Annotated in this window: 20 protein-coding genes; 15 read left to right on the top strand and 5 right to left on the bottom strand. The window is 64.2% G+C overall.

All coding sequences use genetic code 11. The features are described 5' to 3' along the window. The first annotated feature begins 1 nt into the window (after window position 1). The 15 genes from arc to AC5RVN_RS04625 all read left to right on the top strand — a co-directional run bounded on the left by arc (window position 2) and on the right by AC5RVN_RS04625 (window position 17,363). Window positions 2-1,753: a proteasome ATPase gene (gene arc, locus AC5RVN_RS04695; protein ID WP_494039699.1), complete on the top strand. Its 1,752-nt coding sequence runs from the start codon at window positions 2-4 to the stop codon at window positions 1,751-1,753. After that, window positions 1,750-3,423: a depupylase/deamidase Dop gene (gene dop / locus AC5RVN_RS04690; protein ID WP_494039700.1), complete on the top strand. Its 1,674-nt coding sequence runs from the start codon at window positions 1,750-1,752 to the stop codon at window positions 3,421-3,423. Before arc ends, dop begins: the two co-directional genes overlap by 4 nt. Before the next feature lie 84 nt (window positions 3,424-3,507). Then, a complete protein-coding gene (locus AC5RVN_RS04685) occupies window positions 3,508-3,711 on the top strand; it encodes a ubiquitin-like protein Pup (RefSeq protein WP_015937113.1) in 204 nt (67 codons plus the stop codon). Window positions 3,712-3,792: 81 nt separating this feature from the next. Further along, the gene (gene prcB, locus AC5RVN_RS04680) at window positions 3,793-4,614 is read left to right on the top strand and encodes a proteasome subunit beta (protein WP_494137213.1); all 822 of its coding nucleotides are present in this window, start codon (window positions 3,793-3,795) and stop codon (window positions 4,612-4,614) included. 1 nt (window position 4,615) lies between these two features. Continuing rightward, a complete protein-coding gene (gene prcA, locus AC5RVN_RS04675; protein ID WP_494137212.1) occupies window positions 4,616-5,326 on the top strand; it encodes a proteasome subunit alpha in 711 nt (236 codons plus the stop codon). Between the two features lie 8 nt (window positions 5,327-5,334). Further along, a complete protein-coding gene (gene pafA / locus AC5RVN_RS04670; protein WP_494039703.1) occupies window positions 5,335-6,699 on the top strand; it encodes a Pup--protein ligase in 1,365 nt (454 codons plus the stop codon). A 113-nt stretch (window positions 6,700-6,812) separates the two neighbouring features. Beyond that, complete coding sequence (locus AC5RVN_RS04665) at window positions 6,813-7,775, top strand: FKBP-type peptidyl-prolyl cis-trans isomerase (protein ID WP_494137211.1); 963 nt, start codon at window positions 6,813-6,815, stop codon at window positions 7,773-7,775. A 77-nt stretch (window positions 7,776-7,852) separates the two neighbouring features. Further along, the gene (locus AC5RVN_RS04660; RefSeq protein WP_104997974.1) at window positions 7,853-8,248 is read left to right on the top strand and encodes an FKBP-type peptidyl-prolyl cis-trans isomerase; all 396 of its coding nucleotides are present in this window, start codon (window positions 7,853-7,855) and stop codon (window positions 8,246-8,248) included. Window positions 8,249-8,353: 105 nt separating this feature from the next. Beyond that, window positions 8,354-10,360, top strand: a complete 2,007-nt coding sequence (locus AC5RVN_RS04655; protein WP_494137210.1) for a helix-turn-helix transcriptional regulator — start codon at window positions 8,354-8,356, stop codon at window positions 10,358-10,360. A 10-nt stretch (window positions 10,361-10,370) separates the two neighbouring features. Beyond that, entirely contained in the window at window positions 10,371-10,724 is a 354-nt protein-coding gene (locus tag AC5RVN_RS04650; protein WP_494039706.1) for a hypothetical protein, read from the top strand. Between the two features lie 26 nt (window positions 10,725-10,750). Beyond that, window positions 10,751-11,023, top strand: a complete 273-nt coding sequence (gene tatA / locus AC5RVN_RS04645) for a Sec-independent protein translocase subunit TatA (protein ID WP_494039707.1) — start codon at window positions 10,751-10,753, stop codon at window positions 11,021-11,023. A 48-nt stretch (window positions 11,024-11,071) separates the two neighbouring features. Continuing rightward, complete coding sequence (tatC, locus tag AC5RVN_RS04640) at window positions 11,072-11,866, top strand: twin-arginine translocase subunit TatC (protein ID WP_494039708.1); 795 nt, start codon at window positions 11,072-11,074, stop codon at window positions 11,864-11,866. A gap of 20 nt (window positions 11,867-11,886) precedes the next feature. Beyond that, window positions 11,887-14,814, top strand: a complete 2,928-nt coding sequence (locus AC5RVN_RS04635; protein ID WP_494137209.1) for a DEAD/DEAH box helicase — start codon at window positions 11,887-11,889, stop codon at window positions 14,812-14,814. A gap of 54 nt (window positions 14,815-14,868) precedes the next feature. Continuing rightward, window positions 14,869-16,524 carry an amidohydrolase gene (locus tag AC5RVN_RS04630; RefSeq protein WP_494137208.1) on the top strand — a complete coding sequence of 552 codons (1,656 nt, stop codon included), beginning with the start codon at window positions 14,869-14,871 and terminating at the stop codon, window positions 16,522-16,524. 95 nt (window positions 16,525-16,619) lie between these two features. Next, the gene (locus tag AC5RVN_RS04625; RefSeq protein ID WP_494039711.1) at window positions 16,620-17,363 is read left to right on the top strand and encodes a polyprenol monophosphomannose synthase; all 744 of its coding nucleotides are present in this window, start codon (window positions 16,620-16,622) and stop codon (window positions 17,361-17,363) included. A 93-nt stretch (window positions 17,364-17,456) separates the two neighbouring features. On the opposite strand, the gene AC5RVN_RS04620 is transcribed toward AC5RVN_RS04625, so the two are convergent. From AC5RVN_RS04620 to AC5RVN_RS04600, 5 genes are all read right to left on the bottom strand, one after another. Next, complete coding sequence (locus AC5RVN_RS04620; RefSeq protein WP_013600997.1) at window positions 17,457-17,804, bottom strand: RNA polymerase-binding protein RbpA; 348 nt, start codon at window positions 17,802-17,804, stop codon at window positions 17,457-17,459. A 241-nt stretch (window positions 17,805-18,045) separates the two neighbouring features. Next, a complete protein-coding gene (locus AC5RVN_RS04615; RefSeq protein ID WP_494137207.1) occupies window positions 18,046-18,990 on the bottom strand; it encodes an SPFH domain-containing protein in 945 nt (314 codons plus the stop codon). 33 nt (window positions 18,991-19,023) lie between these two features. Beyond that, window positions 19,024-19,488, bottom strand: coding sequence for an NfeD family protein (locus AC5RVN_RS04610; RefSeq protein WP_494137206.1), 465 nt, complete (start codon window positions 19,486-19,488; stop codon window positions 19,024-19,026). 124 nt (window positions 19,489-19,612) lie between these two features. Beyond that, window positions 19,613-20,500 carry a methyltransferase domain-containing protein gene (locus AC5RVN_RS04605; RefSeq protein ID WP_494137205.1) on the bottom strand — a complete coding sequence of 296 codons (888 nt, stop codon included), beginning with the start codon at window positions 20,498-20,500 and terminating at the stop codon, window positions 19,613-19,615. Between the two features lie 54 nt (window positions 20,501-20,554). Continuing rightward, the gene (locus AC5RVN_RS04600) at window positions 20,555-21,235 is read right to left on the bottom strand and encodes a peptide deformylase (RefSeq protein WP_494137204.1); all 681 of its coding nucleotides are present in this window, start codon (window positions 21,233-21,235) and stop codon (window positions 20,555-20,557) included. Between the last annotated feature and the right edge of the window lie 11 nt (window positions 21,236-21,246).

Here is a 21,246-nt window from a genome sequence, read left to right as displayed (position 1 = left end):
CATGGAGACGCCAAACCAGGACTCCGGACGTACACCGGCAGAGCAGTCTGCCGCCAACGACCTCTCGGTTGCGGACCGCCAGGTCAACATCCTCCGGGACAAGCTCAGGCACATTGACCGCCAATTGGCTGCGGCGACGCAGAACAATTCCAAGCTGGTCACGATGCTCGAAGCCGCGAAGGCCGAGATTCTCCGGCTCAAGAACGCCTTGGACCAGGAAGGACAACCTCCTTACAGCTTCGGCACCATCCTTCAGCTGAACCCGCGCAGGCAGCCCTCCCCGGGCAGCAGCGGTCAGGCGGCCACGGAAGAATCAGCGGACATCTTCAACGCCGGCAGGAAAATGCGTGTTGGCATCAGCCCGCTGGTGAACATCAACCAGCTGGCCGTGGGCCAGGAGGTCCTTCTTAACGAGGCGCTCCTCATCGTGGCCGGACTCGGCTACGAGCGGGCAGGCGAGCTGGCCACCCTGAAGGAGATGCTCGGCTCCGACCGTGTCCTCGTGGTGGGACGTGCCGATGAGGAGCGTGTGGTCCGGCTGTCCGGTGCGCTCCTGGCCGAAAAGCTGCGCGTAGGCGACGCCCTCTCCATCGACTCAAGAACCGGGTACGCACTCGAAAAGGTGCCCCGGTCCGAGGTTGAAAACCTGGTTCTGGAGGAAGTCCCGGATATCACCTATGAGGACATCGGCGGGCTGGGACCTCAGATCGAGCAAATCCGCGACGCCGTCGAACTGCCGTTCCTGCACCCGGACCTCTACCGGGAACATGGCCTGAAGGCGCCCAAGGGCATCCTGCTGTACGGCCCGCCCGGCTGCGGTAAGACCCTCATTGCCAAGGCTGTCGCCAACTCCCTCGCTGCCCGCGCCGCCGAACGTTCCGGAAACGTGGACCTGAAAAGCTACTTCCTGAACATCAAAGGCCCGGAACTGCTGGATAAGTACGTCGGCGAGACAGAGCGCCACATCCGTCTCATCTTCTCCCGCGCCCGTGAAAAGGCGTCGGACGGCAGCCCCGTCGTGGTGTTTTTCGACGAGATGGATTCGCTGTTCCGCACCCGAGGCACCGGAATCTCCTCCGACGTCGAAACAACCATCGTGCCCCAGCTGCTGAGCGAGATTGACGGCGTGGAGCGGCTGGACAACGTCATCGTGATCGGCGCATCCAACCGCGAGGACATGATTGACCCGGCCATCCTTCGCCCCGGCCGGCTGGACGTCAAGGTCAAAATCCACCGCCCGGACGCCGAGGCCGCTGCGGACATCTTCAACAAGTACATCACTACCGATCTGCCGTTCCACGAGTCTGACCTCGCCGAGCACGATGGCGACGTGCAGGCCACGGTGGATGCCATGGTCCAGCGCACGGTGGAAGCCATGTACTCAACGGACAAGTCCAACGAGTTCCTGGAAGTCACCTATGCCAACGGTGACACCGAAATGCTCTACTTCAAGGACTTCAACTCCGGTGCCGTGGTGCAGAACGTGGTGGACCGCGCCAAGAAGTACGCCATCAAGGACCTGCTGACCACGCAGCAAAAGGGGCTGCGGATCGAGCACCTGCTCAGGGCAGTGGTGGATGAATTCCGCGAACATGAGGACATGCCCAACACCACAAACCCGGACGACTGGGCCAGGATCTCCGGCAAGAAGGGCGAACGGATCACCTACATCCGCACCATCGTCCAGGGCAAGGCCGGCCAGGAGCCCGGAAAGTCCATTGAAACAATGCCGACCACAGGGCAGTATCTGTGACGGCTGCGCCGGAGCCGGCCGCCGGGGGCGCCCTCCCCGCGGGCGGGGCCATGCGGGTGATGGGAGCAGAAACCGAGTACGGCATCCATGCACCGTCCGCCCCGACGGCCAACGCCACAATGATGAGCGCACGGGTGGTCCAGGCATACGCCCAGGTGACCCGCCAGCGCGCGGCGGGCGGAGCGGAAACGCGGTGGGACTATACGGACGAGGAGCCCCTCCATGACGCGAGGGGCTGGACCGTGGACCGGAGCTCTGCCCACCCCAGCCAGCTGACTGACCAGCCGCCAGTGCTGGACGCGGAGGCAGTCGCGCTGGCCTATGGCAGGGAGGAACTGGAGCTCGACGGGCAGGACGAGTCCGGCACTCTCCTGATGAACATGGTGTTGGGCAATGGTGCCAGGCTGTACGTTGACCACGCCCATCCGGAGTATTCAAGCCCCGAGGTGACAAATCCCCGGGACGCCGTCACGTGGGACGCCGCCGGTGACCTCGTTGCCCTGGCCACCGTCCGTCGCCTGGCAGCGGACCCGGACCTGCCGCCGGTGAATCTCTACAAGAACAACACGGACAACAAATCGGTGTCCTACGGGTCCCATGAGAACTACCTCATGCCCCGCTCGGTTCCGTTCGGAGACATTGTCCGCGGGCTGACGCCCTTTTTCATCAGCCGCCAGATCCTCTGCGGGTCCGGCAGGGTGGGAATTGGCCAGGACGCTTCCACTCCCGGCTACCAGATCAGCCAGCGCGCCGACTTCTTCGAAGCCGAAGTGGGCCTGGAAACCACCATCCGGCGCCCCATCATCAACACCAGGGACGAGCCGCACTCGACGGCAGATAAGTACCGGCGCCTGCACGTCATCATTGGCGACGCCAACCTCAGCCAGGTCTCCAACTACCTCAAGTTCGGAACTACGGCGATGGTCCTCAGCCTGATCGAAGCGGGGCTTGCCCCGAAAATCGAGGTCTACGAGCCGGTTGCCGCCCTGCAGGCAGTGAGCCACGATACGTCCCTCACCGCGACGATGCGGCTGCTGGACGGCCGGCGGGTGACGGCCTTGGACCTCCAGTGGATCTACCACGAAGCGGCGGCAAAGCTGGCGCAGGACACCGGTGTTGGCGATGCCGTCGACGGGGACGGACACACCCATCACGTCCTGGAGCGCTGGGCCACTGTCCTCACGCAACTGGACAACGACAGGGCCGCGGCGGCCAGTTCGGTGGAGTGGCTGGCCAAGCTTTCACTCCTTGAGGGTTACCGGGACCGCGACTCGCTGGAGTGGAATGATGCCCGGCTTGGCCTTATTGACCTGCAGTGGGCTGACATCAGGCCGGAGAAGGGCCTGTACTACAGGTTCCTCGCCAGGAACCGGATGGACAGGATTGTCGACGACGCCGCCATCGCCGCTGCCGTGGGCGAGCCACCGGCGGACACCCGTGCGTTCTTCCGGGGAAAGTGCATCAGCACCTTCGGCAAGGACGTGGTGGGGGCCAGCTGGGACTCCGTGATCTTCGACGTCCCCGGATACGGAAGGCTTCAACGGGTGCCCACCAGGGAACCGCTCCGGGGAACCAAAGCCCTGACCGGAGCGTTGTTCCAGCGCTACCGGGAAGCAGGCCCGTTCCTCGCGGAACTGCTGGGACACAATACCGCTCCGCCTGCGGCGTAAACCGCGCCGGACGGCCTGCATCGTGGCAGGATGGGCATATCGGAGGATCCGCCGGATCCGGCGGCAGGAAAGGGAGAGGTAACAATGGCAGGCCAGGAGCAGCAGCAGCCGCAATCGCGCGACAGCCAGGTCGACGAGGACATTCCCGAGGCCCCGCCCGCGCCGCCCGAAGCGCAGGCATCAGCATCAACCGAAGGCGTGGACGACCTCCTCGACGAGATCGACGGAGTGCTCGAATCGAACGCCGAGGAGTTCGTGCGCGCATTCGTACAAAAAGGCGGTCAGTAACCCGGACCCGGCAGGTGGCGGAAGCCGCGGACGGCCGGAATCTGTACCGACGTTGAAGAATTACGTTCAAGGAGTGCATGAGTGCAGGAATCAACCGCCCACCAGGTAGCCGCCAACGCCACCTCGTCCTTTACGGAACATCTGCAGCGGGACCGGCCCGAACTCCTGCCCTACAACAGGGGAGTCCAGGCCGGTGTGCCAGGGGGCGCACCGCTGCAGGTTCCGCATGCCACCACCATTGTGGCCATGAGCTACGCCGGCGGTGTGCTGATGGCCGGGGACCGGCGGGCCACCATGGGCAACGTGATTGCCAGCAGGCACATCGAAAAAGTCTTCCCCGCTGACCGGTACTCGGTACTGGGCATCGCCGGCACTGCGGGGATAGCGATTGACCTCACCCGCCTGTTCCAGGTGGAACTGGAACACTACGAAAAAATCGAAGGCACCCTCCTCAGCCTGGAAGGCAAAGCCAACAGGCTCGGAGCGATGATCCGCGGCAACCTCCCCCTCGCCATGCAGGGACTCGCCGTCGTGCCGCTCTTCGCCGGGTTCGACACCAGCGCCGGGGTGGGAAGGCTTTTCTCCTACGACGTCACCGGCGGCAGGTACGAGGAACACGAACACCATACAGTCGGCTCCGGGTCCGTTTTCGCCCGGGGAGCCCTGAAGAAGCTGTGGCGGCCAAACCTGAGTGAGGCGGAAGCAGTCTCTGTCGCCGTCGAGGCGCTCTATGACGCGGCCGACGACGATTCGGCCACCGGAGGACCGGACACGGTCCGGCGGTTGTGGCCAGTCATCTACACCGTGGACCGCGCCGGGGCACGGCGGGTGGCTGAGAACGTGCTGGCTGCGGCTGCCACTGATGTCATCGAGGCCCGCACCAGCGCCGGACGGGAGGCCTGAGATGACGCAGCAGTTTTACGTATCGCCCGAACAGCTGATGAAGGACCGCGCGGATTTCGCACGGAAAGGGATAGCCCGGGGCAGGTCCGTTGCCGTCATCAGTTGCGCCGACGGCATTGCGCTCGTGGCCGAGAACCCATCGCCATCCCTGCATAAAATCGGCGAAATTTACGACAAAATCGCGTTCGCCGCCGTCGGAAAATACAACGAATTCGAAAGCCTTCGGCAGGCAGGCGTCCGGTACGCCGACGTCCGGGGTTACTCCTATGACCGCGAGGATGTCACGGCCCGTGGCCTCGCCAGCGTCTACGCACAAAGCCTCGGCGCTGTTTTCACTGCCGAGCAGAAGCCGTTCGAGGTTGAACTCGCAGTAGCCGAGGTAGGCCCCACCCAGGCGGAGGACCACCTTTACCGCCTTACCTTCGACGGTTCAATCGCCGACGAACACCAGTTTGTAGTGATGGGCGGGCAGGCAGACAAGGTGTCCGCGGCCATCGAGGAAGGCTGGCGCAGTTCGTTGAGCTTTGCCGACGCCCTGCGCCTGGCCATGGGCGCGCTGGTTCCGGCCGCCGAATTTGGTGAGCAGCCGAAGGCACTGCCCGCGAAGGCTGTGGAAGTGGCCGTCCTGGACAGGTCGTCGGAGAACTCGCGGGGCTCGCGGCGCGCCTTCCGCCGGCTTGACGACGCAGATATCACTGCACTGCTGGCCTAGGAGGAGAGATGGACAAGAGAATCTTCGGCATCGAAACGGAATTCGGAATCTCCTATTCCAGCCCCGACTCGAGGCCTCTTGCCCCGGAGGAGGTGGCCCGCTATCTCTTCCGGAAGGTGGTCAGCTGGGGCCGTTCATCCAACGTTTTCCTCACGAACGGCTCCAGGCTGTACCTCGACGTGGGATCCCATCCCGAGTACGCCACGGCCGAGTGCGACGACCTTGCGCAATTGATCGCCCACGACCGTGCCGGAGAGCTGATCCTCGACGACCTCGTGGACGAGGCGCAGGCACGCCTGGCAGCTGAAGGTTTCAACGGCACCGTCTACCTGTTCAAGAACAACACGGACTCCGCCGGGAACTCCTACGGCAGCCACGAAAACTACCTCATTCCCCGCAGGGGCGAGTTTTCCCGGCTGGCCGAAATCCTGATCCCCTTCCTGGTCACCAGGCAACTCGTCGCCGGCGCGGGAAAGATCCTGAAGACCCCCCACGGGGCAACCTTCGCTTTTTCCCAGCGTGCAGACCACATCTGGGAAGGGGTTTCTTCAGCCACCACCCGGTCCCGTCCCATCATCAACACCCGTGATGAGCCGCACGCGGATGCCGAGTTTTATCGCCGCCTCCATGTGATCGTTGGCGACTCCAACATGTCTGAAGCCACCGCCCTGATGAAGGTGGGCACAGTGGACCTGGTGCTGAGAATGATCGAGGCCGGGGTCATCATGCGGGACATGCGGATGGAAAATCCCATCCGCAGCATCCGCGAAATCTCCCACGACCTCAGCGGCCGTGCACTGGTCCGGCTCGCCAACGGGCGCCAGCTCACCGCTTTGGAGATCCAGCAGGAGTACCTGACAAAAGTAACAGCGTTCGTCAGGGAAAACGGCGCCCATAACCCCCACGTTCCTGTGATCCTCGACCTTTGGGAGCGAACGCTGAAGGCGATCGAAAGCGGCGACACCCGAAGCATCGACACGGAGATTGACTGGGCCATCAAAAAGAAGCTGATGGACAACTACCGGGAACGGCACGGACTTGGCCTGGACGCACCCCGGATAGCCCAGCTCGACCTGACCTACCACGACATCTCCCGCAGCCGCGGGCTCTTCTACCTGCTGCAGTCCCGGGGGGCGGCACGGCGCATTGTGGACGACACTGTAGTCAAGGATGCAGTTGACGCGCCGCCCCAAACCACCCGCGCTAAGCTTCGTGGTGACTTTGTCCGGCGGGCGCAGGAGTTGGGCCGAGATTACACCGTGGACTGGGTTCACCTGAAACTGAACGACCGCGCCCACCAGACCATCCTTTGCAAGGACCCGTTTCGCAGCGTCGATGATCGAGTGGATGCCCTTCTCGACTCTATGGGCTGACACCCAGCTTCAGGGGCTATTCTGGATAAAGCCCCTTTTGAGGGCCTGCCGCGGTGCCGCCCGCCGAGTTGCGGATCACCGCCTCCACCTTGCCCCGACGAAAGTTCTTTCACGTGCGCCGACTATTAGCACTCCTTCTTCCCGCTTTGCTGCTGTTGACCGCCTGCGGTGGTTCAACTGCGGAGCCGGAACCCACCAGCAAGTCCGCTGGTGAGACTGCGAAGTTCGACTCTCTCAAACTGACCGACAACGGGGACAAAAAAGCTCCCGGCGTGGAATTCGCCAAGCCGCTCGAAGTCACTGAACCCACCATCAAGGTGGTCACCGAGGGCGACGGCGACACCGTGAAGGCGAACCAGATCGCCAACATCTCCATCCTTGCCCTGAACGGCGCGGATGGCTCGACGCTGGAGGACACGTTCCCCAGTGAGCCCGAGCCGCTGGAACTCAACGAGGAGTTGAAGACCGGCAGCGAAGTGATCTACAACGCCTTTGTTGGCGCCAAGGTCGGCTCCAGCCTTGCCCTCGCCGTGCCCGGGCAGCAGAGTGCAGCCGCCCCCAGCCCCTCCGACGGCGCCAGCCCGAGCCCGTCACCCGCAGCGCAGCCCACGCAGCTCCTGATCATCAAGGTCCTCTCCGCTTCTGACGTAACCCCTGTCCTGGAGAAGCCCGAAGGTGAGACAGTCACCCCGCCGGCCGGCCTGCCTACAGTCACCGAGAAGGACGGCATCCCCGAGATTAACGTCGAAGGTGTTGCCGCGCCTGCTGCGCTTATCTCCCAGGACCTAATCAAGGGCAAGGGCGCCACCGTTAAGGAATCTGACACCCTGACGGTGAACTACGTTGGCGTCACCCTTGCGGGTGGCACGAAATTTGACTCAAGCTTCGACCGCGGCGAACCGGCAAGCTTCCCGCTTACCGGCGTTATCAAGGGCTGGACGCAGGGCCTCGCGGGCAAAACCGTAGGCTCGCGCGTCCTTCTGGTGATCCCCAAGGACCTGGCCTACGGCGACGCCGGCCAGGGCGAGGCCAAGGGCGACCTCGTCTTCGTAGTGGACATCCTCGGAGCCAAGTAGCAACAATGGCAACAGGCCCGGCCCTCGCCGCGGCATCCACCAGCAGCACATTATCTGCCAAACACCAAGGAGCTACCATGTCTTTTGGACAGCGCGATTTTGACCGCCAGAAGCCCGAAATCGATTTCCCCGAGGGCGATGTCCCCACGGAACTCGTCATCACGGACCTCATCGAAGGTGACGGCCGCGAAGCCAAGGCCGGAGACACCGTCTCCACCCACTACGTGGGCGTAGCCTGGTCCACCGGCGAGGAATTCGACGCCTCCTGGGGCCGTGGCGCACCCCTGGACTTCCGCGTGGGAGTCGGACAGGTCATCCAGGGCTGGGACCAGGGCCTCCTGGGCATGAAGGTAGGCGGCCGCCGCCGCCTCGAAATTCCCTCCGAGCTGGCCTACGGCTCCCGTGGCGCCGGTGGCGCAATTGCACCCAACGAAGCCCTGATCTTCGTGGTTGACCTCGTGGGCGTTCGCTAACCAGGAACCGGCAAGCCGTCAGGAGCGCGGCAGCAACAGGACCATCACATCCTGCTGCTGCCGCGCTTCCTGCGTTCCGGCACGGAGTTTAGTAACGTAACGAGGGTGTCCGCATCCCGTACTGAACGCCTCCTGAACCTCCTGATCGCCCTGCTCAACACGAGGTACGGCCTGCGCCGCAGTGAACTGCGTGACACGATCTACCGGGACACCCCGGGCAATGAGGCCTCCTTCGGACGGATGTTTGAACGCGACAAAAGCGATCTCCGCAAGTTCGGGTTCGAGGTCGAAACACTGACCGACCTTGGCTGGAGCGAAGACGATCCCGCCACCACCCGCTACCGCATCGGCAAGGAATCCAACCGCCTGCCGGAAGTCCAACTGGGACCGGGGGAGTGGACAGTACTCCTCCTGGCCTCCCAACTCTGGGAGCGGGCAGCGCTGGGCACGGCCGCCCAAAGCGCGCTGCGCAAGCTACAGGCGTCCGGCGCGATGGCGGACGTCCAGCTTCCCGCCGGTGTCCAGCCCAGAATCAAACCCGCGGGGCAGGCCTTCGACGACCTCGTTGCGGCAATGCATGCCAAACACCCCGTCACGTTCACCTACCTTGCGGGCAGCACCGGAACAGAGGAACAGCGGACCGTTGAGCCCTGGGGCCTGGGAAGCCGGTTCGGGAACTGGTACCTCGCCGGTTACGACCGCGCCCGGAAAGCCCCCCGCCATTTCCGGCTCTCCCGCTTCACCAGCGCGGTGACCACGCTCGAACGGGTGCAATTTGCGCCACCGCTCGGGTTCAACATCCGGCAGGAACTGGACCGCCTGCCGGAACTGCCGCTGCGCCCCGCCGTCGTGGACGTCCGGGAAGGGCGGCTGCTGGCACTGCGACGCCGCAGTACCGCGCCGGAGTCTGCAAGGGAAACCATCCAGGACAGCCCTCGCGTCGATCAACCCGAAGCCGGGTACGAAAGGATCAGCCTGCAGTACAGGGACCCGGAGGCCCTGGCGGAAGAGCTTGCTTCCTACGGCCCTGACGCCCTGGCCGTGGCTCCCGCCGAACTTGCCGAAGCCGTCCGGCGAAGACTTCACGCCGCCGCGGGGTTCAGCGCAGCCCCCGTTCCTCAGTTCCAGTTCGCCAGTGTGCCCGCCCGTTCCGTCCGGGCGCGCACTTCCGAGGACCAGCTCAAACGGATGCTTCAATTGGTCCCCTTCCTGGTGCACAACCAGGGCCTGCACATCCAGGACGTCGCCCGGCACTTCGGCATCAGCAGGAAGGAACTGGAGGATGATCTGCAAATCCTCATATGTTCAGGGCTGCCGGAGGGATACCCGGACGACCTGCTGGACATTCAGTGGGAGGATGACCACGTTTATATAACCCAGGACCTGGACCTGACCCAGCCCGTACGCTTCACCGTGGAGGAAGCCTGCGCCCTCCTGACCGGGCTGGAGACACTGAACGGGCTGCCGGAGGTAGCTGAGGACGGTGCCCTGCAATCAGTAACCCTCAAGCTCCTGGCGGCGGCCGGTGAGGAAGGGCTGCGGGCAGCCTCCCTTGCCGGGCCGGAAGTGGCACCGGCTGATGCGGCGACGCACGCCATCATCCGGCAGGCCATCGAGTCGGGTTCCCAACTGCGCCTTCAGTACCTGGCTCCGCAGCGGGACAGCGTGTCGGAACGGGATGTGGACCCGCTGCGCCTCTACTCGCTGGACAGCACCTGGTACTTCGAGGCCTATTGCCATTCGGTGGAGGGGCTGAGGAACTTCCGCCTGGACCGCATACAGGACGTTCAACCGAACGGGCGGCCCGTTCCAGCAGGGACCACGCCGGCCACGGGGGTTCCGGCAAAACTTTTCACCGCCAAGGAGGACGACACCCTCGTCACCGTCCAGCTCACCCGGCAGGGGAGGGGCCTGGCGGACGACTACTACGCGGAACGCACAGCAGAACTTGACGACGGCGGGCTGGTGGCTGAGATACGGTTCGGGAATACAGCGTGGCTACCGATGTTCGTGGCCCAGCACGGCGGTTCCGCCCGTATCGTGGCTCCGGCGGAGCTTGCCGACGCTGCCCGGGCGTGGCTGGCGGCGTCGCTGGCCAGATACGGCGGCTAGACTTCAAAACATGCCTTGGTGGTCCTGGATTCTCATATGGGTGGCGCTCGTTGCGCTGTCACTGCTCCTCTATGTCTTTTTGGGCATCCGGCTGTTCCGCCAGTTCATGGCCACCCTCCGGGATCTGGGGGCGGCAGGCGAGAAGCTGGGGCACCTTGGCCCCATGGAGCAGCCGGCCATGGGCGCGGACCCGGCAAGGCCGCAGCCCGGTTCGGCAGTTTTTGCCTCGCCGACCGTCATGCGACATGATTACGAGGCATCCAAGTCATCCCGACGGGAAGAACGCCGCCTCAAACGGGTGCAGCGCAAGACGGACCGGGGCCAGCCACAGGCGCTCGGCGATCTGGACTTCACCTGGAAGTAAAATGTACTTAGACGAAAGGAATTCCCGTGGGAAGACTCTTTGATGGCCCCTGGCCCATCGTAATCATCATTGTTGTTGCTTTGCTTCTTTTTGCCGCGCCCAAACTTCCGGCCATGGCGCGCAGCCTTGGACAGTCCATGCGGATCATCAAATCCGAAGTCAAGGAAATGAAGAACGACGGCAAGACCGACTCCACTGACGCCTCAGGCCCCGTGGAAGGCACCATCGTCAACCACCCCAAGGCGCAGCACGGCGAGCCAACCGACGGCACTGACGTTCCGCCGTCGAACCGCGCCTGACCCCCAGTGGCACTGTCGAGGGCCCGTAAAGCCAACCCCGAAGGGCGGATGGCTCTTTGGGACCACCTCAAGGAGCTGAAGAACCGGCTGATCAAGTCGGCCATCGGCGTCGTCATTGGCGGCATTGGAGGATGGATACTTTACGATCCGCTGCTGAAGGCGCTGGCCGAGCCGGTCAACCGCATCTCGGCACAAACCGGCGGGCTCGCCGCAATCAACTTCGGGAGCATCGCCTCCCCGTTCGATTTCAAGCTTCAGATGTCACTGCTGATAGGGGCGGTCATCTCGAGCCCCATCTGGATCTACCAGTTGTGGGCGTTCATTACCCCGGGCCTTACCTCCAAGGAACGCCGCTACACCCTGGGCTACATGGCTGCAGCTGTCCCCCTGTTCCTTGCCGGCATCTGGATGGGCTGGCTGGTGGTGCCGCAGGTGGTCCATGCCCTGACACAGTTCACGCCGGAGGGCTCGTCCAGCGTCATTGATGCCCGCACATATATTGAGTTCGTCACGCGCATGGTCCTTGTGCTGGGAATTGCGTTCCTGGTTCCGGTGGTGCTGGTGGGCATCAACATGGCCGGCGTTATCTCCGGCCAAACCATCCTCAAGGCCTGGCGCATCACCGTGTTCCTGGTGTTTGTCCTGGCAGCCATCGCTGCCCCCGGTGCTGACGCCATTTCCATGTTCATGCTGGCCGGCCCGCTGCTGGTGCTCTTCTTCGCAGCCATCGGTGTCTGCCTGATGAACGACAAGCGCAGGGCCCGCCGTGAGGCCAAACGGATGGCCGAGACCGAGGCCACAGCCGACGTCGCCACCCCGGGCAGTGAGCTGAAGAACCTCTAAGCGCCCATTAGGCTTGGGGTATGTCCTCCAACGACGGTTCGTTCCAGCCCAGGCAGTTTCCTACCGGTCCGGGCGAGCCCGAAGAGCTTTCACCGGCGGAGAAGTACCGCCTCAGCGCCGAGCAGCGGGCCGAGGCAGCCACCTACCTCGGCGCTTTCTCCCGCACCCTCGAGTTTGAACTCGATGATTTTCAGCGCCAGGCCTGCCGTTCGCTGCAGGAGGGCAGGGGAGTGCTGGTTGCGGCGCCTACCGGGGCCGGCAAAACGATTGTCGGCGAATTCGCCATCTACCTTGCCCTCGAACGGGGCCTGAAGGCTTTTTACACCACACCCATCAAGGCACTGAGCAACCAGAAGTTCACCGAGCTCAGCGACAAGTACGGCTCCGACAGCGTGGGCCTCCTGACCGGTGACACCAGCATCAACGGTGACGCTCCAGTGGTGGTGATGACCACTGAAGTCCTCCGCAACATGCTCTACGCCGATTCAGCAACCCTGGGCGACCTGGGCTACGTGGTCATGGACGAGGTGCACTACCTTGCCGACCGCTTCCGCGGTGCCGTCTGGGAAGAAGTCATCATCCATCTCCCCAGCGAAGTGCAGGTGGCCTCCCTCAGCGCCACGGTCTCCAATGCCGAGGAGTTCGGTGCGTGGCTTGATACGGTGCGCGGCGACACGGACATCATTGTGTCCGAGCACCGGCCCGTGCCGCTGTGGCAGCACGTCATGGTGGGCCGCCAGATCATGGACCTTTTTGCCGGCGAGACAACCTTCGACGAGATAGCTCCGCCCGTGGATGCTGACGAAGCGCAGCCGGACTCCCGCAAGGACACTGCCGCGAGCCGTGGTTTTGATGTAAACCCCGATCTCCTCACGGTTGCCCGCAGCGAAAGCATGCAAAGCTTCCGTGCCAGGTCTGCCCCCGGCCGCGGCCAACGCGGCAGGCGAGGGAACGACCGTCCAGGCAGGGGCGGCGACGAACGCGGCGTCCGCCCGGCGAGCCGGCCGCAGGTCATCGCAAGCCTGGACCGCATGGACCTCCTCCCGGCCATTACCTTCATCTTCTCCCGGGCCGGCTGTGATGCTGCCGTTGCCCAATGCGTCGGATCGGGCCTGTGGCTCACCACCGAAAAAGAGCAGCGGATCATCGCGGAGCGCGTGGACGAGGCCGGCCGCGACATCCCCCCGGACGACCTCGAAGTTCTGGGCTTCTGGACCTGGCGTGATGGCCTGCTGCGCGGCTTCGCCGCCCACCACGCCGGCATGCTGCCCACCTTCAAGGAAGTGGTGGAGAAGCTCTTCGCGGACGGACTGGTGAAGGCCGTCTTCGCCACCGAAACCCTCGCCCTGGGCGTCAACATGCCTGCCCGCTCCGTTGTGCTCGAAAAGCTGGACAAATTCAACGGCGAAGCGCACGTGGACATCACCGCAGGGGAATACACGCAGCTGACCGGGCGCGCCGGGCGGCGGGGCATCGACGTCGAAGGCCACGCCGTGGTGCTCTGGCAGCCTGGTACAGACCCGACGGCGGTGGCCGGCCTGGCTTCACGGCGCACTTATCCCTTGAACTCAAGTTTCCGGCCCACCTACAACATGAGCATCAACCTCCTGGCCCAGTTCGGGCGGGCCAGGGCGCGCGAAATCCTGGAATCCTCTTTCGCGCAGTTCCAGGCGGACCGCTCGGTGGTGGGCCTGGCAAAGCAGGTCCGCAGCCGCGAGGAATCGCTGGCGGGCTATGCGAAATCGATGACCTGCCATCTCGGCGACTTCACAGAGTACGCGCGGTTGCGCCGGGAACTGTCCGACGCCGAAAACGTCACTTCCCGGACCAAGTCACGCGCCCGGAAGTCACTTAGCGATGATTCATTGGCGCGCCTGCTCCCGGGAGACGTGGTGAATGTCCCCGGCGGGCGGGCCCCCGGACCGGCGATTGTGCTGAGCTCGGACCACAGCAGCCGCGAGCCCCGGCCCGCCGTGCTGACGCTGGACAACCAGCTGCGCCGGATCGGGACCGACGATCTCGAAGGTCCCATTGCTCCGGTGACGCGCATCCGAATACCCAAGTCCTTCAATGCGAAGGTGCCCAAATCGCGGCGCGACCTGGCATCATCAGCACGGAACGCGCTGCGGGAGAACCGCCCGCCGGCCCCAGGCAACAACCGCAACAACGACTTCGGCCTCGCCACCGCCCTGCCGAACCAGGAAAAGCGCATCGCTGACCTGCGACGCGCCCTCCGCGCGCACCCGTGCCACGGATGCAGCGAACGGGAGGACCACGCCCGCTGGTCAGAACGCTGGTGGAAGCTCCGGCGGGAGACGGACGGGCTGGTCCGGCAGATCCAAGGCCGCACCAACACCATTGCCAAGACTTTTGACCGGGTCTGCGACGTCCTTTCCTCCTACGGATACCTGGAGCCGACACCGGACGGCAGGCTGAACATCAGCCCTGACGGACAGAGGCTGAGGCGGATTTACGGGGAAAAGGACCTTCTGATTTCCCAGTCCCTCCGTCTTGGCGCCTTCGACGACCTTGACGCCGTGGAAGTCGCCGCCCTGGCCAGTGTCCTGGTGTACCAGGCCAAGCGCGAGGACCGCGGCATGCGGCCGAGGATGCCAAGTATCTCACTGGAGACCTCGGTGGACACCGTTGTCCGGGAGTGGTCCGCCCTGGAAGATACGGAAGAGGAAAACAAACTTCCGTTGACCGGCGAACCGGAACTGGGCCTGGTATGGCCCATCTACAAGTGGGCCCGCGGCCGGCACCTGCAGGACGTCCTGAGTGGAACGGACCTTGCCGCCGGCGACTTTGTCCGCTGGGTGAAGCAGGTGGTTGACCTGCTGGACCAACTGGCGAAGATTCCCGGCCTGGACCCGCGCCTCGCACGCCTTTGTTCCGACGCCATCGCACTGATCCGCCGCGGCGTTGTAGCCTACTCGTCCGTCCTCTGACCCCCCACCGCCTGCTGTTGCCGGCCGTCCTACTTCCAGGAGTTTCGCTTTCCTATGCCCCGTCCCGAAGACCAGCCCGGATCCCGCCCCAAGACCAAGCCTGTCCTTTACCGCAACGGCTCGGTGTATACGGCCGCTGACCCCTTTGCGTCGGCCATGCTGGTGGATGGTGACACGGTGGCGTGGGTTGGATCGGAACAGGCAGCATCTTCGATCGCTGACAGTTCAATGGAGGTCATTGACCTCCGCGGAGCCCTGGTTGCCCCCGGCTTCGTAGACTCCCACATGCATCTGACAGAGACAGGAATTGCCTTGGAGTCTCTGTCACTGCAGGACGTGAGGTCGGCCAGGGAGCTCCTTGACGCTGTGGCTGCTGCGCCCGGTGACGGCCCGGTCCTGGGGCATGGCTGGGACGACACCACCTGGACGGACGGCACCCTCCCCACGGCTGAGCAACTGGAAAGGGCCGCAGGGGGCCGCCCTGTCTACCTCTCCCGCGTTGACGTCCATTCGGCCCTGGTCTCGGCGTCCCTGGCTGCAGCGGCCGGCCTCCGCGGGCTTGATGGTTTCGACGGCGGCCCAAGGGTACGGCTGGCGGCGCACGCAGCAGCCCGGCAGGCAACTCGGCGGCTCCCGGCCGAGGTGCTCGCAAGGCACCAGGGCCGTGCCCTCGCCGAGGCCGCAGCCAATGGCTACGTGGCAGTGGCGGAGATTGGCGCTCCACACATCGGCGGTGCCCTTGATCTTCAACTTGCGGGGAACTGGAACAGCAACGGCGGCACAGCCACGCCGGAAGTCCTGACTTACTGGGGCGAACTGGCTTCATCGGAAGAACACGCCCGCAGCATTCTTGACCAGCTGGGTGTCAGCGTCCGGGGACTGGCCGGCGACCTGAACATCGACGGTTCCATAGGGTCACGGACAGCAGCCCTGCGGTCCGGCTACAGCGACGCCCCCAACGAGTCCGGCAGCCTCTACCTGAGCGTCGGGGAGGCAGCGGCCCATCTTGCTGCTTGTTCCCTGGCCGGGATCCAGGGTGGTTTCCACGTCATTGGCGACGCCGGGCTGGATGCAGCTTTGGAAGCGTTGGACCTGGCAGCGGCCGAGGTTGGGGAGCAGAGGATTCGGGCGGCAGGCCACCGGTTTGAGCACGTGGAGATGGTGGAACCGGCCGCTGTTGCCACATTGGCCCGATACTCCGTTACAGTCAGTGCCCAACCCGCATTTGACGCTGCCTGGGGCGGTCCAGGCGGGCTCTACGAGACACGCCTGGGGGAGCGGAGCAGATCCATGAATCCCTTTGCCAGCCTGTTTTCTGCAGGGGTTCCAGTCTGTTTTGGCAGCGACAGCCCCGTAACGACGCTGCGCCCCTGGTCCAGCGTCAGGGCCTGCCTTGAGCACCACAACGAGGCTGAACGGATTTCGGCACGGGCCGCTTTCCTGGGCCACACCCGGGCAGGCTGGAGGGCCGCCAAGTACCACAACCCCATGGCGGGCCAGCTTGTCCCCGGAGCGCCGGCCAGTTTCGCGGTCTGGGAAGTCGAGGAGTTGATGGTGCAGGTGGCCGACGGAAGGGTCCAGTCGTGGAGCACCGATCCCCGGGCCCGGACACCCTTGCTGCCGGCACTGGACACCGGCTCGGATCCCGTGTGCCTGCAGACTGTCAGGGACGGCGTGGAACTGCACACGAGCCCTGCGCTGCGTTCCTGACCCCTCCAGTCTCCGCCCTATAATGGGTAGCTGCGCCTGCCAGCGAATTCGCTCGCCCGCGGGTGCACCGACCGTTCCCTTCAGGAAGGCCTTCTGTGCGCGTCCTTACCATCATCCCCACCTACAACGAGCTGGAATCTCTGCCTATTACGCTGCAGCGGCTCCGCGCAGCCGTCCCGGCTTCGGACGTGCTGGTGGTGGATGACAACAGCCCTGACGGCACTGGCCGGCTCGCCGATGGCATCGCTGCCGAGGACTCGCAGGTGCATGTACTGCACCGCAAGGGCAAGGAAGGCTTGGGGGCTGCCTACATCGCCGGCTTTAAGTGGGGCCTTGATGCCGGCTATGACGTCCTGGTGGAGATGGACGCTGACGGTTCCCATCAGCCCGAACAGCTTCCCCAGCTCCTTGAGGCCATCGACCAGGGCGCCGACCTCGCCATGGGATCCCGCTGGGTTCCCGGCGGAAGCGTCGTGAACTGGCCGCTGTACCGGCAGGCCATCTCAAGGGTGGGAAGCACCTACGCCCGCCTGATGCTGGGCCTGAAGATCAAAGACGTAACCGGCGGATACCGCGCGTTCCGCAGGACCACGTTGGAAAAGCTCAACCTGGACCAGGTGGACTCGGTGGGCTACGGCTTCCAGGTGGACCTTGCCTGGCGGGTGGCCCGCATGGGTCTCCGGATCGAGGAACGGCCCATTACCTTTGTGGAGCGGGAACTTGGAGCCTCCAAAATGAGCGGCAACATCGTGGTTGAAGCCATGATCAACGTCACCAAATGGGGACTCCAGGCCCGTTGGAACACCCTTACGCGGAAGAAGTTGCCGGCACAGCGGTAAGCGCGCACCCGCTTGCCGCCAAGAAGCAGAGTGGCAAACAGCAAGGGCCGTCTCCCACAATGTGGGGACGGCCCTTGCTTTCAATTCAAGGTACTATGCGGAGCGGCGCTCTCCACGGCGTTCGCGCAGGATGGTCAGCCGGTCCTCGAGGATCTGCTCCAACTCGGGGAGGGAGCGGCGTTCCAGCAGCATGTCCCAGTGCGTGCGGACGGCTTTGTCATTGCTGGTGTCCGGGCGTTCGCCGTCGACCAGGAGCGCTTCCTTGCCGGTCTTGGAAACCCAAACCGGGGGAATCTCCGCCTCGGAGGAGAACGTCACGAAAACCTGCTCGCCGTCCTCGCACCGGTACTCGACGCGCTGACGCGGAGCCGGCTCAACTCCGGACTCGGTCTCCATGCTCTGCGCGCCAAGGCGCATGCCCCGCAGGCTGCGATCGCTCATGTTTTCTCCCTCTGGTCGGTTCGCGGAGTAAAAACCCGCGCTAGCCGGCGGCTGAAAAACACCGCCGGACTACTGTGTGCTCTGTGCTGCATCTTATGATTCAACGCATTGCGAAGCTTGGTTGTTCCAGCGGATCTGCTCCTGCCGGACAAATACCCAATTATACGGGTGCGGGCCATGGCAACCAAAACCAAGGGGGACCGGCATCCGCTGCCGGCCCCTCGCCGTGCCTTTCCTGCTCCTAATGCTTGGAGGGTTTGGCTCCCACTTCGTCGAACAGCCCGGCTGCGGCAGGATCCGGGTTTGTTCCGCCCAGTGCGTTGCCGATCCCCTTAAGGGCCTCGCCGACTTCGCTGGGGATGATCCACAACTTGTTGGAGGATCCTTCCGCAAGCTTCGGAAGGGTCTGCAGGTATTGGTATGCCAGCAGTTTCTGGTCCGGGTTGCCCTTGTGGATGGCGTCGAAAACCTTCTGGATTGCCTGAGCCTCGCCGTCGGCCCGCAGGATCGCGGCCTTGGCGTCGCCTTCCGCCGCCAGGATGGACGCCTGGCGCTGGCCTTCGGCGGTCAGGATGGCTGACTGCTTGGTACCTTCGGCAGTAAGGATTGCGGCGCGGCGGTCCCGCTCCGCGCGCATCTGCTTCTCCATGGAGTCCTGGATGGAGTGCGGCGGATCGATGGCCTTGAGCTCGACGCGGGAGACACGGATGCCCCAGCGCCCGGTGGCCTCGTCCAGCACCCCGCGCAACTGCCCGTTGATCTGGTCACGGGAGGTCAACGCTTCTTCGAGGTTCAGGCCGCCCACAACGTTGCGGAGAGTGGTGGTTGTCAGCTGTTCCACTGCCTGGATGTAGTTGGCGATCTCGTACGTTGCGGCCCTCGGGTCCGTGACCTGGAAATAGACAACGGTGTCGATGGAGACCACCAGGTTATCCTCGGTGATCACCGGCTGCGGAGGGAACGAAACAACCTGTTCGCGCAGATCCAGCAACGGCAGGAGCCGGTCCACGAACGGAATCAGGATGGTCAGCCCTGGGTTGAGCGTCCGCTGGTACTTGCCCAGCCGTTCAACCACGCCTGCACGGGCCTGCGGAATGATCCGCACCGCCCGGACCAGAACGATTATCACAAACACGATCAGGACCACCAGCACAATAGCCAATGCAGTTCCTCCTGCGTTATCCATACATCTCCTTGTTCCCCATGTGTTCAGGCTGTATCAGGACGGGCTTGCTGTTTCCGGCGGCACGGCCACCAGCGCCGTGGCTCCATCGATGGCGGATACCACTACTTTTTGGCCGGCGGGTAGGACACCGCCTGCGGAACGTGCGGTCCAAATGTCTCCGCCGATTTTAACGAGGCCGCCCTCGGACGTGACCGGCTCCATCACAGTGGCCGTCTCACCGATGAGACGGTCGACATTCGTGCGCTGCTCGGAGGGGCCGTTTTTCAGATGGGCCAGTGCGACGGGCCGGACGAAGGCAATCATGAGCAGGGACACCACACAAAAAACGACGATCTGCAGCCAGAGGTCAGCGCCCGCGAAGTCTGCTGCCAGCGCCGCGAGGGTTCCGCCGCCGAGCATAATGAAAAACAGGTCAAGGGTGATCATCTCGATCACTGCAAACGCCAGGAAGGCGGTGAGCCATAATGCCCACCAGTTTTCCCCGAGCCATTCGAACAATGTTTCCCCTTTCCGACGGGGAGCCGAACGGGGTCACCGCCAGTGACTGTCCTCTTAATATTAGTGCGGCCTGGCCAGCGGTGGGCGGGCTTCCACCGGTGGTGGGGGGATAGTGGCCAAGTCGTTACTCCGCAGCCGGTTTGCTGCCTCTAAAGACTGTCAGTCGGAACTTCGCTTCTGCTGCAATCGGCTCGGACATGCCTGCCAGCCGTTCAGCGAGGTGCCCCTGATCAAGGTGGTGGCCAGCCGGCCCCATGAAGGCCAGGTCAGCAGCCTGCCGCCGTGTCAGCGCCAGGGGTACGTCGACGTCAATGCTTTTTTCGGGGTGGAAGTGGCTTCCCATCGTTTCGGTCAGCCTGGCTTCCTTGCCTTCCTCGATGCCGAGCATCCCGGTTATTGCAGCGATGGCGGCGAGATGGCCACTCCGGGGCGTGACCACCACCAGGCGGCCTGTGGGCCGGAGGACGCGGGCAAACTCGGCCGCATTGCGCGGGGCAAAAATGACCGTAATGGCATCTACTGACGCGTCTGCCAGCGGCAGCGGCTGCCAGACGTCCGAAACCAGGTTCCAAGCCTCGGGGTTGAGCCGGGCCGCCCGGCGGAGGGCGAATTTGGAGATATCCAGGCCAAGCGCAGCCACTTTGCCGCGGTAATGGGCTGCCGCTTCATCAAGAACGGACCTTAGGTAGTGACCGGTTCCCGTTCCTGCATCAAGGACAGCGCCGCGTTCCCCGGGCAGGCAGGGTACGACGGCGGCGGCCACCGCAGCTGCCAGCGGCCGGTAGTGCCCCGCATCCAGGAAGTCGCAGCGCGCCTGGACCATGTCAGCAGAATCAGCCTCGAAGGCAGTGCCCTTTCCCACCAGCAGGTTGAAATAGCCTTGCCGCGCGGCGTCGTAACTATGGCCTAAAGGACAAACCAGCCGGCCCTGCCCGGCTGGACCTGCGGCCAAGAGTTCCAGCAGGTTCCGGCACACCGGGCACAGTAGAGGAAGGTCCGTGGTGGAGGGCATGGAACCATCCTAGGGCTGCCGCAGCCGATTCCTGCGGCACTCGGGGCGCCGGCGTCAGCGGATGCTGATACCGGCAGGACCGGCGTCGAAACCGAGGCCCTGCTGCGCCTTGCCGATGCCCGGCTCGGCCCAATGGGCGGCGTATTCGGCGTTGCTGCTCAGGGACCGGAGCTGTGCGCGGTCAAGGTACAGCACGCCGTTCAGGTGGTCGGTTTCGTGCTGCACAATCCTGGCCTGCCAGCCGGAAAACTCCCGCTCCACGGCGCTTCCCTCCGGTGTCTGGAACTCAAGAAGCACCTTTTCGTGCCGGGCCACCACGGCCTGGAGTCCGTTGAGTGAAAGGCAACCCTCGTAAAAGGACGCGAGGCCGGAACCCAGCGGTGTGTAGCGGGGGTTCAGGACGGCGAGGAAGTCCAGAGGGTTCCGGTGACGGAGGGCAGCAGCGTCGGGATCGACGTCGTACTGGTCTTCCATGACGGCCAGCTGCAGCGGTATCCCGAGTTGGGGCGCTGCCAGCCCAACACCGGGAGCCTCGTGCATTACCTCGCGCATCAGCGATATCAGGCGCCCGAGCTGGTCATCGGACAACTGCCCGTCAAAGGCGGCAGCGCGCTGCCGGAGTGCGGGATGGCCTGCCTGCACGATCGGCGGGAGGGAACCGGCCGCAAGCATCCGCTCCACAGCTTCACGGAGCTGCTCTGCGGTGTGTGTGGTCTCGGGCAAGCTTTGGCTCATGGGGAAAGCCT

The sequence above is a fragment of the Arthrobacter sp. sptzw32 genome (assembly GCF_059089735.1).
This window is presented reverse-complemented; position numbering and strand designations above follow the sequence as displayed.

Coding starts and splice junctions, on each gene's coding strand:
- arc (WP_494039699.1), top strand. CDS start 2: ATGGAGACGCCAAACCAGGACTCCGGACGTACACCGGCAGAGCAGTCT.
- pafA (WP_494039703.1), top strand. CDS start 5,335: ATGGACAAGAGAATCTTCGGCATCGAAACGGAATTCGGAATCTCCTAT.
- AC5RVN_RS04685 (WP_015937113.1), top strand. CDS start 3,508: ATGGCAGGCCAGGAGCAGCAGCAGCCGCAATCGCGCGACAGCCAGGTC.
- AC5RVN_RS04600 (WP_494137204.1), bottom strand. CDS start 21,235: ATGAGCCAAAGCTTGCCCGAGACCACACACACCGCAGAGCAGCTCCGT.
- prcA (WP_494137212.1), top strand. CDS start 4,616: ATGACGCAGCAGTTTTACGTATCGCCCGAACAGCTGATGAAGGACCGC.
- tatC (WP_494039708.1), top strand. CDS start 11,072: ATGGCTCTTTGGGACCACCTCAAGGAGCTGAAGAACCGGCTGATCAAG.
- AC5RVN_RS04650 (WP_494039706.1), top strand. CDS start 10,371: ATGCCTTGGTGGTCCTGGATTCTCATATGGGTGGCGCTCGTTGCGCTG.
- AC5RVN_RS04615 (WP_494137207.1), bottom strand. CDS start 18,990: ATGGATAACGCAGGAGGAACTGCATTGGCTATTGTGCTGGTGGTCCTG.
- AC5RVN_RS04620 (WP_013600997.1), bottom strand. CDS start 17,804: ATGAGCGATCGCAGCCTGCGGGGCATGCGCCTTGGCGCGCAGAGCATG.
- AC5RVN_RS04635 (WP_494137209.1), top strand. CDS start 11,887: ATGTCCTCCAACGACGGTTCGTTCCAGCCCAGGCAGTTTCCTACCGGT.
- AC5RVN_RS04660 (WP_104997974.1), top strand. CDS start 7,853: ATGTCTTTTGGACAGCGCGATTTTGACCGCCAGAAGCCCGAAATCGAT.
- AC5RVN_RS04605 (WP_494137205.1), bottom strand. CDS start 20,500: ATGCCCTCCACCACGGACCTTCCTCTACTGTGCCCGGTGTGCCGGAAC.
- AC5RVN_RS04630 (WP_494137208.1), top strand. CDS start 14,869: ATGCCCCGTCCCGAAGACCAGCCCGGATCCCGCCCCAAGACCAAGCCT.